This window comes from Lentzea sp. NPDC092896 (assembly GCF_044754905.1).
GTDB lineage: Bacteria > Actinomycetota > Actinomycetes > Mycobacteriales > Pseudonocardiaceae > Lentzea.
Window position 1 is genome coordinate 939,953 of record NZ_JBIVPX010000001.1, and the last position, 14,077, is coordinate 954,029.

Genomic DNA, 14,077 nt, shown 5'->3' on the forward strand with positions numbered 1-14,077 from the left:
GACGTTCGGAGTAGCAGCCCTGTGCTGTCCAGCGTAGTGCGCGGATCACACACGGTAACTCCGTCCGAGAGGTGAAACCCAATGGTGGCTCAGCAGTCGCGTCTCGTGCGGGTGCTTGTGATCACGGCATTAATCGCATCGACGATGTTCGTGATGGGGGTCTTCAACGCCCCCAACGCCAACGCTGCTCCGTGTGACTTCCCGGTCACCAACAAGGTCGCGTGCGAGAACACGCAGACCGGTGCTGATGACTGGCAGGCGCAGTACCGGGACGACACGATCCTCGGGTACACAACGGACATCAGCTACAACATCGGCCAGACCGTCAGCTTCAAGATGCTGACATCGGCCTCCTCGTACAAGCTCGACATCTACCGGATGGGCTGGTACGGCGGCAAGGGCGCCCGGTACATGGGCACGGTCAACCGCAACACCCCGCAGAACCAGCCACCATGTCTGCGGGACGCGCCGACCGCGCTCATCGACTGCGGCAACTGGGCCGTGTCGGTCACCTGGAACATTCCGTCCACCGCGGTCTCCGGCATCTACTACGTGCGCATGACGCGCAACGACACCGGTGCCGAGAACGAGATGGCGTTCGTCGTGCGCGACGACGCCTCCACCTCGAAGGTGTTCTTCCAGACCTCCGACGCCACCTGGGTCGCCTACAACCGCTACGGCGGCAACAGCCTCTACTTCGGTGACGGCCCCGGTCAGGGCGGCAGCTCGTACAAGGTCAGCTACAACCGCCCGTACACCGGCGGCGACGGCGACGAGAACTTCATCTTCAACGCCGAGTACCCGATGCTCAGATTCATGGAGCGCAACGGGTACGACATGAGCTACACGACCGACGTCGACTCCGCGCGCCGCGGCAACCTGATCAAGAACCACAAGGTCTTCATGGCGGTCGGCCACGACGAGTACTGGTCGAACGAGCAGTGGAACAACGTGATGGCCGCCCGTGACGCCGGCGTGCACATGGCGTTCCTGACCGGCAACGAGATCTTCTGGAAGACCAAGTGGGAGAAGAGCATGGACTCCTCCCAGACCGACTGGCGCACCATCGTCTGCTTCAAGGAGACGAAGGGCACCCAGAACGACGGCACGAGCACCTGGACCGGCACCTGGCGAGACCCTCGCTACAGTCCACCCCAGGACGGCGGCAGACCCGAGAACGCGTTGCTCGGCAACATGTTCACGGTCAACGGCCGGCGTGACGACGCGCTGCAGGTGCCGGCCGCGTACGGCAAGATGCGGCTCTGGCGCAACACCGACCTGGTGAACCTCGCCGCGGGCAGCACGTACACGTTCCAGCCCGGCACGCTCGGCTACGAGTGGAACACCGTCTACGACAACGGCTTCCAGCCCGCCGGTGTCGCGCAGATGTCCCGCACGACGGTGAACCTCGAGGGCTACTACGGCCTGAAGAACTACGGCGACGAGTACGGCGGCGGTCCCGAGACGCACGCGATCACGTACTACCGCGCGCCTTCCGGTGCGCTGGTGTTCGGTGCCGGCACGGTGCAGTGGGCGTGGGGCGTCGACGACGAACACGCGTTCCCGACCAACACGCCGACGTCGGACAAGCGGATCAAGCAGGCGACGGTCAACTTCCTCGCGGACATGGGCGTGCAGCCCTACCAGCTGTGGGCGGCCGACCAGCTGACGATCTCCGGTGCCATCAACGACAACGCGGCACCCGGCGTGCAGATCACGACGCTGCCCGCGCAGTCGACGGTCGGCCAGGCCTACACCTTCAGCGGCACCGTGATCGACGCCGCCGGCAAGGTCGCGGGCGTCGAGGTCTCGACCGACGGCGGCAACCGCTGGCACTACGCGACCTGGCAAGCGGGCCAGACGTCGTGGAGTTACACGTACACGCCGAACCAGTCCGGCACGGCGCAGATCAGGGTCCGCGCGGTCGACGACTCGCTGAACCTCTCCGCACCGGTGAGCGCGACGCCGACCGTCACCGCCAAGACCTGCCCGTGCGGCATGTTCGCCGGCACGGAGGTCCCGAAGGTCACGTCCGCCGACGACAGCTCGCAGCTGGAGCTCGGCGTGAAGTGGAAGGCCGCGAGCAACGGCTACGTCCGGGGCGTCAAGTTCTACAAGGGCACCGGCAACACCGGCACGCACACCGGCAGCCTGTGGTCCTCCACCGGTGACCTGCTCGCCACCGGCACGTTCGTCAACGAGAGCGCCACGGGCTGGCAGACGCTGCTCTTCCCGTCGCCGATCGCGGTGAACGCGAACACGACCTACATCGTGTCGTACTACACGCCGACCGGGCACTTCGCCTACGACACCGGCGGGTTCTACCAGCAACAGGCGTACATGCAGCCGATCACCGGCCTGCAGTCCGGTGTGGACGGACCGAACGGCATCTTCCGCTTCGGCGCCGGCTTCCCGAACCAGACGTTCGACAACACGAACTACTGGGTCGACGTGGTGTGGGCGACGGACCCCGGTCCCGACACCCGCGCGCCGATCCAGAACGCGAACTCGCCGGTGACCAACGCCGGTTCGGTCGCGCTCAACACCACGGTGTCCGGCACGTTCGACGAGAACGTGACCCTCAGCTCGGCGCAGGTCACGGTGACCGGCCCGGCGGGTGCGGTCACGGGCACCAAGACGATCTCGAACGACGCCCGCACGATCACGTTCACGCCGTCCGCTCCACTGGCGGCGGCCACCGCCTACACCGTCACGATGAGGGCGGCGGACGCGGCAGGAAACCTGTCCACGCAGTCGAACTGGACGTTCACGACAGGCTCGCCGCGCCCGGCGGCCTGCCCGTGCACGATCTGGGACGACTTCGCGGCACCGGCCGTGATCGACGCCGGTGACACGAGCCAGGTCGAGGTCGGCACCAAGGTCCGCTTCGACGGCAAGGGCGAGGTGCTCGGCGTCCGCTTCTACAAGGGCACCGGCAACACCGGCACGCACACCGGCTCGCTGTGGACCTCCACGGGTCTGCTGCTCGCGACCGGCACGTTCACCGCGGAGACCACGTCCGGCTGGCAGAAGCTGATGTTCAACTCGCCGGTCCAGGTGCAGGCGAACACGACCTACGTCGTCTCGTACTACGCCCCGAACGGCCGGTACTCGGTCAGCTCCGGCTACTTCAACGGCCAGGAGGCGAGCTACCAGTCGCTGCACGCGTTGCAGAACGGCACCGACGGCGGCAACGGCGTCTACAAGTACGGAAGTGGTGGCGGGTTCCCGAACTCGTCGTACAACGCCACGAACTACTGGGTCGACGTCATCTACCGCAACGGACTCAACGGTGACACCACGCCGCCGACGATCACGACCCGCACGCCGGCCGTGAACGCGACGAACGTGGGCCTGCAGAGCGCGCTGACGGCGACGTTCAGCGAGGCGGTCGACCCAGCGTCTGCGCAGATCTGGCTGACGGACCCGAAGGGCGCCAAGCTGTCCGGCTCGGTGTCGCTGTCCGGCGACCAGAAGACGGTCACCTGGACGCCGTCCGGCAAGCTCGTGTCCGGCACGCAGTACAAGGCGCACGTGGGCATCGCGGACGTCAACGGCATCGCGATGCCGGCGGCCGCGGAGTGGACCTTCACGACCACGACCACCGCGACCTGTCCGTGTTCGCTGTTCAGCACGGCGACGGTGCCGACGGAGACGTCGGCCGACGACTCCGGCGCGTACGAGCTCGGCGTCCGGCTCACCCCGACCCAGTCGGGGCAGATCACCGGCGTCCGCTTCTACAAGGGCACCGGCAACACCGGCACGCACACCGGCAGCCTCTGGAACGCCAACGGTCAGCGCCTCGCGACGGGCACCTTCACGGGTGAGACCGCGACGGGCTGGCAGACGCTGACGTTCTCGCAGCCGGTGGTCGTGAGCTCAGGCCAGACCTACACCGCCTCGTACACGACGACCACCGGGCACTACGCGGTGAACGCCGGGTACTTCGGCACGGGTCCGGTCAACTCCGGCCCGCTGTCGGCACCGCAGGAGACCAACGGCGTGTTCGTGCCCGGCAACGGGTTCCCGACCATGACCTACGGTTCCGGCAACTACTGGGTCGACGTGCTCTACCAGCCCAACGCCGACAACGTCGCTCCGGTGGCGCAGTCGCACACGCCGCTGACCGGCGCGAGCGACGTGGCGCTGAACTCGACGGTCACCGTGTCGTTCGACGAGCCCGTGGATCTCAACTCGGCGCAGTTCGACGTCACCGACCCCGGTGGCGCGAAGATCGCCGGCACGCGGGCGCTCTCGCCGGACAGCAGGATGATCACGTTCACGCCTGCCGCCAGGTTCGCGGCGTCCACTGTGTACTCGGTGACCGTGAAGGCCGCGGACACGTTCGGCAACATGATGGCCAACCCGGTCACGTGGTCGTTCACCACCTCGACCACGCAGACCTGCCCGTGTTCGTTGTTCAGCGCGGCGACCGTTCCGACGGTAACTTCGGCTGATGACAACGGCGCGTACGAGCTGGGCGTCAAGTTCACGTCGAGCACGAACGGGCAGATCACCGGCGTGAAGTTCTACAAGGGCACGGGCAACACGGGCACCCACACCGGGTCGCTCTGGTCCGCGGACGGCCAGCGCCTGGCCACCGGCACGTTCTCGAACGAGACCGAGTCGGGCTGGCAGACGCTGACGTTCTCGTCGCCGGTGTCGATCACCGCCAACACCACGTACACCGCCTCGTACACGACCACCGTCGGTCGCTACGCGGTGAACGAGGGCTACTTCGGCACGGTGACGTCGCCGCCGCTGGGTGCCACGCCGTCCGCCGGCGTGTTCACCGCCGGGTCCGGGTTCCCGACCTCGACCTACAACGGTGGCAACTACTGGGTGGACGTGGTGTTCCAGTGATGCGCCTGTGACTGCTCGGCCACTGCTGTTCCTCGGGGCAGGTGGACTGACTCGCGAGACTCTCGCGGCGGTCCGCCTCCTCCCGGAGACGTGGGACCCGATCGGGGCTCTCGACGACTCCACCGCCCTGCACGGCACCCTGATGGACGGGGTGCCCGTGCTGGGCGGGCTCGACTCCCTGGCCGATCATCCGGACGCGGCCGTCGTGCTCTGCATCGCGAGTGCACGGCGGTCGCTGGTCCGGCTGGACGTGGCCAGGAGGCTCGATCTGCCGGACGAGCGGTGGGCGACCATCGTGCACCCGGCGGCTGTCACCTCCGGTGCTTCTGTAGGCGCCGGAACGATTCTGCTCGCGGGTGTCGTCATCACGACCCCGCTGTCGATCGGACGGCACGTGGTGGCCATGCCCCAGGTGCTGATCACCCACGACGACGAGGTCTCGGACGGCGTCACGTTCGCCGGCCGCGCGTCGCTCGCGGGTTCCGTGCACGTCGGGGAGGCCGCGTACCTGGGACAGGGAGCCCTGGTGCGCGAGGGCGTGAAGATCGGCGCCGGTGCCGTCATCGGCATGGGAGCCGTTGTCCTGCGGGACGTTCCCGCGGGAGAGACGTGGGCCGGCGTGCCGGCCCGCCCGTTGCGTGGGGAGAGCGCGTGATCGAGATTCCACTGGTGGACCTGCGTGCCCAGCACGAGCAGGTGGCCGACGAGGTGGCCGACGGCTGGGCCGAGGTGCTCAAGACGACGGCCTTCATCAACGGCCCCCAGGTCGCCCGGTTCGAGTCGGAGTTCGCCGCCTACCAGGAAGTCGCGCACGCGATCGGTGTCGGAAACGGCACCGACGCCATCGAACTGGCGTTGCGCGCGCTGGGCGTCGGCCACGGCGACGAGGTCGTGCTGCCCGCCAACACCTTCATCGCCACCGCCGAGGCCGTCGCCCGTGCCGGCGCGACGCCCGTGCTCGTGGACTGCGTGGACGACACGCTGCTGATCGACGTCGACGCGGTGTCCTCCGTGGTCACTTCGCGCACCAAGGCCGTTGTGCCGGTGCACCTGTACGGCCAGGCCGCGCCGGTCGAACTGCTGCCGCTCGGACTTCCGGTCGTCGAGGACGCCGCGCAGGCCCAGGGCGCGCGCCGCAACGGCGTCGCCGTCGGTGGCCTCGGTGTCGCCGCCGCGACCTCGTTCTACCCCGGCAAGAACCTCGGCGCGTACGGCGACGGCGGCGCGGTGCTGACGACGTCCGACGCGATCGCCGAGTCGGTGAAGCTGCTGCGCGAGCACGGTTCGCCGCGCAAGTACGAGCACCCGGTGCTCGGCTTCAACAGCCGCCTCGACACGCTGCAGGCCGTCGTCCTGTCCGCGAAGCTGCGCCGCCTGGAGGGCTGGAACCAGGCCCGCCGCGCCGCCGCCCAGCGCTACACCGAACTGCTCGCCGACGTCGAACGGGTGCGCGTGCCGGTCGTGCTCGACGGCAACCTGCCCGTCTGGCACCTCTACGTCGTCCGCGTGCCGGACCGCGACCGCGTGCTGTCCGCTCTGCACGCCGCGGGAATCGGCGCCGGCATCCACTACCCGACGCCGCTGCACAAGACGGGCGCGTTCGCGCACCTGGACGGCTCGTTCCCGATCGCGGAGACTTCGGCCGCGGAACTGCTGTCGCTGCCGCTGTTCCCGGAGATCACCGAGGCCCAGCAGACCCGCGTGGCCGAGGCACTGAAGGAGGCGCTGCGATGACCGGCGTTCGTGTGCACCCCAAGGGTTTGTGCGAGTCCGAGGACGTGGGCGACGGCACTCGCGTGTGGGCGTTCGCGCACGTGCTGCCGGGCGCGCGCATCGGCCGTGACTGCAACATCTGCGATGGCGCGTTCGTCGAGTCACGCGCGGTGCTGGGCAACAACGTGACGGTCAAGAACGGCACGTTGGTCTTCGACGGCGTCACGTGCGAGGACGACGTGTTCCTCGGCCCGAACGTGCTCTTCACCAACGACCTCCGTCCGCGCGCCCACGTCAAGAAGACCGGCGACGCGCTGGAGACCACCCTGGTGCGCAGGGGTGCGACGCTCGGCGCCGGTGCGATCGTCGTGTGCGGCACCGAGATCGGCGAGCACGCGTTCGCCGCGGCCGGTGCGGTCATCACGAAGTCGGTACCCGCGCACGCTTTCGTGGCGGGCAACCCGGCGGTCGTGAAGGGCTGGGTCTGCGCGTGCGGCGTGCGGCTCTCAGACGATCTCTCGTGCCCCGAGTGCGGGATCCGGCACGAGGAGACCCCGGACGGCCTGAAAGCCGTCTGAGCAAGCGTTCAAGGCCGCCGGAGCGAGCGCTTCGGCGGCCTTTCGCGCAAAACCCGGACGTGCCGCCGCGGGCCTTGTAGCGTCCCGGCGGTGCATTTGCTCACCACCGCGCAACAGGACCGGATGCGGCACCTGGCCCGTCGCAGCCCGGCGTTCATCGGCATGCGGATCGTCGTCCACACCGACCACGTCGAGGTCAGCCATCCGGAGCCGCTCGAACTCGGCTTCGAGTCGCTGTCGGCTGCACTGGCGGGCACTCCGTCCGGCGACTGGCCGGACCTCGTCGACGAGCACTTCCGGCGGGCCATCGCTCTCGGGACGGCGGACGGTGCCGACCTCGAAGGGCCGGCCGACGTCGTGCTCCAGAGCACCTACCTGCGCCTGGCCCCCTCGGACAGCGGGGTGTCGGAGGTCGCGTCCTACGCCGAGGAGATCACGCCCGGCCTGCTCAGAGTGCTCGCCTTCGACCGGCCAGACTCCATCGTGGTCATGAAGGACGAGGACGTGCTCCGGCACGGGTACGACCAGCTCTGCGACGCGGGCGCGGAGAACCTGGCGAGGGAACTGCCGGACCGGTTCCTCGAGGCCGACGGCGTCTACTACCTGCAGGGCTCGGACTACGTCGGCTCCCTGGTGCTGATCATCCCGTGGGTGATCGAGGCCGTGACCGGGGTGGCCGACGCGCCGCACGGCGCACTGGTCGCGATGCCCGCCCGCGACCAGTTCGTCTTCCACGTCATCCGGGACCGCGACACCGCGGGCGTGCTGGCGGCGCTGGACGAGGTCGGGCGGCTCACCGCCGAGTGCCACGCGAACAGCGCCTACCAGCTCAGCTCACGCGTGTACTGGTGGCGTCCCTGGCCCGTGGGCGGCCTCGAAACCGTCGGGCACCACACCGGCGCGGGCATGGTCACCTACTACTCCGGCGACTTCGAGGACATGCTCTTCACCGTGGGACTGGAGCACGGAACCGCCTGAGTGCTTATTCGGGCTCCCAGGCCACGAGGCGGTCGAAGGTGCGCAGGTAGTCGCCCTCGCCCTTCAGCGCGTCCGCGGTCTTGCGGCCGTAGAACGACAGCACCAGGTCGCTCGCAGTGCCGCTGAACGACGCGTCGGCCGTGCCCGGGACGTCACCGAGCCGGGCGCCGTCGCCGTCGAGCGTCACGCGCCAGGAACGGCCCTCGGAGGCGTGGTAGTCGACGAGCACGGGCTCGTGCGGCCACCGTGACCTCGTCGCGACGCAGGTCGTCTGGAACTCCTCCACGCCGTCGAGCGCGACCTCGGCCGGCAGCGGCTGCGGGGCACCGATGGTGAGCTGGGCGTCGTAGGTGTGGACCGCGATCTCCTGGAGCTGGTGGCGGGCCGCGGTACCGGTGTTGCGCGGCGACTGGAAGTCGCTCCACCACGCCCAGCACTCGCGGTCCGGGCCGGACTCCTTCAGCGCGTCGACCAGCAGCCGCGACGACTCGGTCATCCACGCCACCAGGTCCTCGCGCGGTGCCTCGACGGGCGTGCGGACCGGGGGAGCGTCGGCCGGGCCCGCGGCGACGATCTCCGCCCACTTGCGGCGGCCGTCGCCCAGGTGCTGGACCAGGTCGTACAGCGTCCAGCCGGGGCACGACGGCACCGGTGCGTCCAGATCGGGGGCGGCGGCGATGGCGGTGGTGAAGGCGGCGGTCCGCTCCTCGATCAGTCGCAGGAGGTCGGAGAACGCCAGGTTGTTGTGCACGGGCGCTGTCTATCACCGTGCCGGGGTGGGCGCACACTCATTTTCCGAGGCGAGCAGGCGGAGGCGTTCGTCGTCCCGGCTGTCCGGCTCTGCGGTGTAGACGATGAGCACGGGGCCCGGCGCGCCGGGTATCGGGTAGGCGTCCCAGTCCAGGTTCAGCTCGCCGACCAGCGGGTGGTCGACGCGCATGCGGCCGCGGGTCGTGCCCTCGACGTCGTGACGGGACCACAGCGCCGCGAACTCGCCGCTGCGCGCCTTCAGGTCCTCCACCAGCTCCGTCGCGCGCGGGTGTCCCGGCTCGGCGGAGACCTGGGCCCGCAGCATCCCGGTCAGTTCGGCGACCGTGGCCGCGCGGTCCGGGCACGCCTCGTCGGACTCCGGGTGCAGCAGCAGGGCGAGCAGGTTCCGTTGAGGCGCCTCGGCGAACGCTCCGAGCAGGGCGCCGGCCAGCGGGTTCCAGGCCAGCACGTCCAGGAAGCGCCCCACGACCAGCGCGGGTGAGGTCGTCGCGTTCATCAGCCGCAGCGTGGTCGGCGGCACCTCCTCCGGCGAGTATCGGCGAGCCCTCGTGGGGGTGCGCGCGGCGGCCGCGAGGCTGTGCAGGTGCCGGGACTCCTCCGCGGAGAAGTTCAGCGCCCCGGCGATGGCGTCGAGCACCTGGTCGGACGGCCGCACGTCACGGCCCTGCTCCATGCGCTGGTAGTAGTCCGGGCTCACCCCGGCCAGCAGGGCCAGTTCCTCCCGGCGCAGCCCCGCGACCCGCCGCCGCGGACCCGGCTCCAGCCCGACGTCCTGCGGCCGCACCCTGGTCCGCCGGGTCCTCAGGAACTCGGCCAGCTCACGGCGGGGATCGTCGGTCATCGGCCCAGTATGCCCAGGGGCCGACCGGCGAGGGTGGGTCCGCCAGACCCAGGACAAGACGAACGACCGAGATCACGCGAGGGGAGCCCAGGATCGGTGACCTCAGCCGATCACAGGAGGAAACGACATGAAGGCCGCACAGATCACGAGCTTCGGAGCACCGGACGTCCTGCGGGTCGTCGAGGTCGACCGGCCCGCTCCCGGCGCCGGCGAGATCCTGGTGCGGGTCGAGGCCGCCAGCGTGAACGGACACGACACGATCGTGCGGGCCGGTGGGCTGAAGATGGTGTCGGGCCGCGCTTTCCCGATCGGTGTCGGCCTCGACTTCACCGGCGTCGTCGTCACGACCGGCTCCGGCGTCGAGAGCTACCGCGCCGAGGACCGGGTGTGGGGCATGGTGCATCCCCGCCAACGACACACCGTCGCGGGAGCGGCCGAGTACGTCGTGGTCGCCGCCGACCGCGTCAGTCCCGCACCGGCGGGTGTGTCGGCGGTCGAGGCGGCGTCCCTGGTCGTCACGGGCAGCACGGCGCTGATCGCGTTGCGCGACAGCGTGGAACTGGCCGAGGGCGAGCGGGTCCTGGTCCGGGGCGCGGCCGGCGGCGTGGGCACCGCGGCCGTGCAACTGGCCCACGCGATGGGTGGCCACGTCACCGCACTGGCCCGCGACCGCCACGCCGCCGCACTCGGTGATCTGGGGGCCGACGTGGTCCTCGACCACAGCACCACCACCCCGGATCAGATCGGACCGTTCGACGTCATCGTCGACACGGTCGGCTCCGAGTTGGCGCGGTATCGCCGCAGGCTCGCCAAGGGTGGCCGGATGGTCACCATCGCGCTCTCCGGTCCTGCCCTGGCCGCGATCGCGGTGTCGAGCGTCCACGGCTCCCGGCGCATCCGCACGTTCAGCGCCAACCCCGGTTACGCCGTGCTGGACGACCTCGCCGACCACGTCACCTCTGGCGCACTCCGCCCGGTGGTGCACGGCGTTTATCCGCTGACCGACATCGCGGCCGCGCACGAGGCCTTCGAACGCGGGGGCGTGCTGGGCAAGCACGTTATTGCTGTTTAAGGCTGTCCGTTTTCACCCTAACGAGCCGTTCTTTGGAGTTACTTCAACAGTTACCGTCCAAGGGCATGACTGCGATCATTTCCACCGCGTACAGCCGGGATCTGGGCGACGAACTCCGCAGGTTGCGGGAAGACAACACCAGTTTCGGAGGTCGTGCCATGGCCGTCCAGCTCGGCTGGGATCCAAGCAAGGTGTCGAACATCGAGACCGGCAAGGCGCGCCCCACCGAGGTCGACCTCGCCCAGTATCTGGCGACGTGTGGGAAGGGCATCGACTTCCTGCAGGACTTCGGCAATCGGTACCGCCATGCCTTCGACCTCTACTTCGCCCAGGCACCGGACAACCTGCGCACGCTTGCCATGGTCGAGTCGATGGCCAGGAAGATCTTCGCCTACGAAATCCTGTCGATACCGGGCCTTCTGCAAACGGAGGCCTACGCACGTGCACAGTTCGAAGAGACTGGCAACGTGTCGCCTGACGACATCGAGAAGGGCGTCAAGCTCCGCATGCTGCGGCAGAACATCTGGCAGCGGCCGTATCGTCCTGAATGCGTGTTCTACGTGCACGAACTAGCACTGCGGATGCGCATCGGCGACGACAAGGTCATGGAGGATCAGTACCTGCGGCTTCTCTTCAACGCGCACATCCTGCGAGTCGTACCGGCGACGGTCAAGGGTATTGCGTTCCACTCGAAGTGCACGTTGTTCGAGTTCGGCAAGGTCTCGCCATTGGCCTACACGGAGACCGATCTGGCCAAGGTGTTCGCTCAGGAAGAGGCGGCCGTCGCGTGGAGCAGGAAGCTCTTCGAGCGGCTGGATGCGGTCGCGCTGGATGAGGAACAATCTCGGAGCAAGCTGGCGGAGTACGTCAGCGGACTTCGAGAGGATCTTCATGACCCGCGAACGGACTTGGCGTAAGAGCTCCTACAGCAGCGACACGATCGACAGCGACTGCGTCGAGGTCTCGCTGACCCAGGACGCGTTGGTGCGGGACTCGAAGAACGCGAGCGGCGAGGTCCTCGCGTTCTCCGCCCCTGCCTGGCAGAGCCTGCTCAACTGGCTGGGCTGACCTCGGCCGCCTTGCGTTCGGCGGCCTCCTGTCTGGCTATTCGCAGCAACGCCCCGGACACGCCGATCAGCATGAACGTCATGCCGGTGGCGACGCTGAACGCGAGTTCGTCGAACGTGGCGGCGCCCAGCGCGGACGTCAGCATCGCGGCCACCAGGCACATGGCGATGCCGCGCACGCCCTCGTCGCGGGACAGCGCGCGGGCCCGCAGCGCCGCGAAGATGCCGCCGAGGAACAGCAGCACGAACGCGATCAGGCCCAGGTAGCCGTTCTCGATCATCGTCAGCAGGTACTGGTTGTCGAGGATCGTGTACTTCGAGGGCAGGAACGTGCCGAATCCTCGGCCCAGGAACGGGTGTTTGGCGATCTCCAGCCACGCGCCGTCGTAGTCCTTGGTGCGGCCCTGGAACGACGGGTCGTCCTCGATGTTGGAGAACATCGAGGTGACCGTGCCGAACAGGCCCGGCACGACGACGGAGGCGCCGCCGAGGAACACCGCGCCGACACCCAGAAGCGGCAGCCCTCGTTCGCGGGGCAGCAGGATCGCCATCACGACGCCCGTCACGACGAGGCCGATGATCGCCGTGCGGGACAGCGACAGGATCGCCATCAACGCGAGCAGCGACAGGGCCGTCCACCAGCGGCCGACGGGTTCGCCCCTGTCCTTCGCCTGGAACACGAAGTGCGCGGCGAACGGCACGCCCAGCACGCAGACCAGACCGAACTCGATGGGGTGGTTCACGGTGCCGGCCGGGCGGAAGAAGATCGACCGGGACTCCAGCGCCGAGTAGCCGTTGTCCTGCACGCGCAGGCCCGGCAGCGTGATGTACGAGGCGAGGTCGAGGCCCAGGCCGAACTGGAACAGGCCGACGAACGCGCTGACCGTCAGGCAGGCCACCATCACCCGCAGTGCGCGGCTCAGGCGTTCACCGCTGCGGACCGCGTCGCACACGAACACCGCTAGCGCCGCCATCGACACGACCCGGATCAACGCCGAGTCCGACACCGACAGCTCGTCGATCGGCAGGTAGCGCCGCGTCGCGAGGGCGTACGTCATCAGGTGCAGCATCACGTAGATCGCGAGGATCGTGCGGACGGCGTTGCGGCCCTTGGCCATGCCGAGGTGGTCGACGAGGTGCGCGGCGAACCACACGACGGCCAGGCACATCGCCACGAACAACGCCGGCGGCAGCGTGATCGGGACGAACGCGATGGTGAACCGGGCGGGGACGACGAGCAGCGCCACCATGTAGAAGATGAGCAGAGTGGCGCCGTCGGCTCGCTGGGCGGTCAGTCGTCTTTCGTCGGCCATGCGGGGTCTGGCTTGGGTGCGGCGATGATGACGGTCTTCTGGTGCGCGTTCGGCACGCCCTGGGGCACGGGCCGCTGCGGCGGGGCTCCGTTGCCGTTGCTCTTCGGGTGCGGGTTCGGTCGGACCGGTGGAACGGGCTGCGGCGTCGTCTCCTTTTCGGACGGTGCCGGGTCCTTCGCGTCCTTGCCGTCCTTGGCCTCTTTGTCCTTGCGGCGCTTGGCCTTGAGCATGATCGAGTCGGCGGCGAACGTCGAGGCGAGCGTCAGCAGCAGCAACACGACGGTGGCCGCGCCGACGTACCGGACCTTGCCGCCGATCTTGGCCGAGGCCGTCGTCGGCTTCACGAGGATCTGCGCGGTGATGAACGTCTGTTCGGGCGCGTTCAACGCCTTCTGCTGCGCCGCGAGCTCGGCGACGGTCTTCTCGAGCACCTTGCCGACGAGACCTTCCGCCGACTCGGCCGAGTCCGACTCGGTCGTGATGAACAGCAGCGGGCCACCGACCGGGCCGGTGTTCGCGGTGTAGACGGACGTCGAGCCCTTGCCCGCCAGCTCCTCCGCCGTCTTCGGGTCGCCGAGGACCTGGGTGAGGATCTGCGCGGTGGTCGTGAGGCTGCCGTCGAACTGCAGCAGCGGGTTGACCCTGACGACGTCCTCGGGCTTGGTGTTCGCCGTGTACCGGCCACCTGCCGCGGGGGAGGTGAGGACCAGCACGCCGCTCGACTCGTAGCGGGTGGGCACGGAGATGTAGACGTACAGCGCGAGGATGCCCGTGAGCAGCACTGCGGGGAGGGCGATGTACCACCGCCGCCGCAGCACTCGTACGGTTCCCCAGAAGTCCATCAAAATCCCCGATCCGCGGCTCGGTATTGCGAACGCAAT

General features: G+C 68.8%; 12 protein-coding genes. 8 read left to right on the plus strand and 4 right to left on the minus strand.

Annotation, left to right across the window (positions count from 1 at the left end):
- Positions 1 to 153 precede the first annotated feature (153 nt).
- The 5 genes from ACIQF0_RS04030 to ACIQF0_RS04050 all read left to right on the plus strand — a co-directional run bounded on the left by ACIQF0_RS04030 (position 154) and on the right by ACIQF0_RS04050 (position 8,132).
- Positions 154 to 4,863 carry a DUF4082 domain-containing protein gene (locus tag ACIQF0_RS04030; RefSeq protein WP_401024195.1) on the plus strand — a complete coding sequence of 1,570 codons (4,710 nt, stop codon included), beginning with the start codon at positions 154 to 156 and terminating at the stop codon, positions 4,861 to 4,863.
- Positions 4,864 to 4,870: 7 nt separating this feature from the next.
- Entirely contained in the window at positions 4,871 to 5,518 is a 648-nt protein-coding gene (locus ACIQF0_RS04035) for a NeuD/PglB/VioB family sugar acetyltransferase (RefSeq protein WP_401024197.1), read from the plus strand.
- Positions 5,515 to 6,597 carry a DegT/DnrJ/EryC1/StrS family aminotransferase gene (locus ACIQF0_RS04040; protein WP_401024200.1) on the plus strand — a complete coding sequence of 361 codons (1,083 nt, stop codon included), beginning with the start codon at positions 5,515 to 5,517 and terminating at the stop codon, positions 6,595 to 6,597. The genes ACIQF0_RS04035 and ACIQF0_RS04040 overlap by 4 nt, the downstream gene beginning before the upstream one ends.
- Positions 6,594 to 7,154, plus strand: coding sequence for an acyltransferase (locus ACIQF0_RS04045; protein WP_319973335.1), 561 nt, complete (start codon positions 6,594 to 6,596; stop codon positions 7,152 to 7,154). The genes ACIQF0_RS04040 and ACIQF0_RS04045 overlap by 4 nt, the downstream gene beginning before the upstream one ends.
- 90 nt (positions 7,155 to 7,244) lie before the next feature.
- The gene (locus tag ACIQF0_RS04050; RefSeq protein ID WP_401024203.1) at positions 7,245 to 8,132 is read left to right on the plus strand and encodes a hypothetical protein; all 888 of its coding nucleotides are present in this window, start codon (positions 7,245 to 7,247) and stop codon (positions 8,130 to 8,132) included.
- Positions 8,133 to 8,136: 4 nt separating this feature from the next.
- Here the strand turns inward: ACIQF0_RS04050 and ACIQF0_RS04055 are convergent, their stop codons facing one another.
- Positions 8,137 to 8,883 (minus strand): maleylpyruvate isomerase family mycothiol-dependent enzyme, encoded by a 747-nt coding sequence (locus tag ACIQF0_RS04055; RefSeq protein WP_401024206.1) that lies wholly within the window; start codon positions 8,881 to 8,883, stop codon positions 8,137 to 8,139.
- A gap of 12 nt (positions 8,884 to 8,895) precedes the next feature.
- Positions 8,896 to 9,744, minus strand: coding sequence for a helix-turn-helix domain-containing protein (locus tag ACIQF0_RS04060; RefSeq protein WP_401024209.1), 849 nt, complete (start codon positions 9,742 to 9,744; stop codon positions 8,896 to 8,898).
- A gap of 127 nt (positions 9,745 to 9,871) precedes the next feature.
- Here ACIQF0_RS04060 and ACIQF0_RS04065 point away from each other — a divergent pair, with 127 nt between their 5' ends.
- The 3 genes from ACIQF0_RS04065 (at position 9,872) to ACIQF0_RS04075 (ending at position 11,884) form a co-directional block, all read left to right on the plus strand.
- On the plus strand, positions 9,872 to 10,816 hold the full coding sequence (locus tag ACIQF0_RS04065) for a zinc-binding alcohol dehydrogenase family protein (protein ID WP_401024211.1): 945 nt from the start codon (positions 9,872 to 9,874) through the stop codon (positions 10,814 to 10,816).
- 65 nt (positions 10,817 to 10,881) lie between these two features.
- A complete protein-coding gene (locus ACIQF0_RS04070; RefSeq protein WP_401024212.1) occupies positions 10,882 to 11,733 on the plus strand; it encodes a helix-turn-helix domain-containing protein in 852 nt (283 codons plus the stop codon).
- Entirely contained in the window at positions 11,708 to 11,884 is a 177-nt protein-coding gene (locus ACIQF0_RS04075; RefSeq protein ID WP_401024214.1) for a DUF397 domain-containing protein, read from the plus strand. Before ACIQF0_RS04070 ends, ACIQF0_RS04075 begins: the two co-directional genes overlap by 26 nt.
- On the opposite strand, the gene ACIQF0_RS04080 is transcribed toward ACIQF0_RS04075, so the two are convergent.
- Together ACIQF0_RS04080 and ACIQF0_RS04085 are read right to left on the minus strand one after the other, a co-directional pair.
- Positions 11,868 to 13,196, minus strand: coding sequence for an O-antigen ligase family protein (locus ACIQF0_RS04080; RefSeq protein ID WP_401024217.1), 1,329 nt, complete (start codon positions 13,194 to 13,196; stop codon positions 11,868 to 11,870). The genes ACIQF0_RS04075 and ACIQF0_RS04080 overlap by 17 nt on opposite strands.
- Positions 13,175 to 14,038, minus strand: coding sequence for a hypothetical protein (locus ACIQF0_RS04085; RefSeq protein ID WP_401024220.1), 864 nt, complete (start codon positions 14,036 to 14,038; stop codon positions 13,175 to 13,177). Before ACIQF0_RS04085 ends, ACIQF0_RS04080 begins: the two co-directional genes overlap by 22 nt.
- Positions 14,039 to 14,077 lie beyond the last annotated feature (39 nt).

What these genes read in the sequence shown, in the direction of transcription:
- ACIQF0_RS04030 (WP_401024195.1), top strand. Translation starts at nt 154, where the DNA reads ATGGGGGTCTTCAACGCCCCCAACGCCAACGCTGCTCCGTGTGACTTC.
- ACIQF0_RS04045 (WP_319973335.1), top strand. Translation starts at nt 6,594, where the DNA reads ATGACCGGCGTTCGTGTGCACCCCAAGGGTTTGTGCGAGTCCGAGGAC.
- ACIQF0_RS04060 (WP_401024209.1), bottom strand. Translation starts at nt 9,744, where the DNA reads ATGACCGACGATCCCCGCCGTGAGCTGGCCGAGTTCCTGAGGACCCGG.
- ACIQF0_RS04065 (WP_401024211.1), top strand. Translation starts at nt 9,872, where the DNA reads ATGAAGGCCGCACAGATCACGAGCTTCGGAGCACCGGACGTCCTGCGG.
- ACIQF0_RS04070 (WP_401024212.1), top strand. Translation starts at nt 10,882, where the DNA reads ATGACTGCGATCATTTCCACCGCGTACAGCCGGGATCTGGGCGACGAA.
- ACIQF0_RS04075 (WP_401024214.1), top strand. Translation starts at nt 11,708, where the DNA reads ATGACCCGCGAACGGACTTGGCGTAAGAGCTCCTACAGCAGCGACACG.
- ACIQF0_RS04080 (WP_401024217.1), bottom strand. Translation starts at nt 13,196, where the DNA reads ATGGCCGACGAAAGACGACTGACCGCCCAGCGAGCCGACGGCGCCACT.
- ACIQF0_RS04085 (WP_401024220.1), bottom strand. Translation starts at nt 14,038, where the DNA reads ATGGACTTCTGGGGAACCGTACGAGTGCTGCGGCGGCGGTGGTACATC.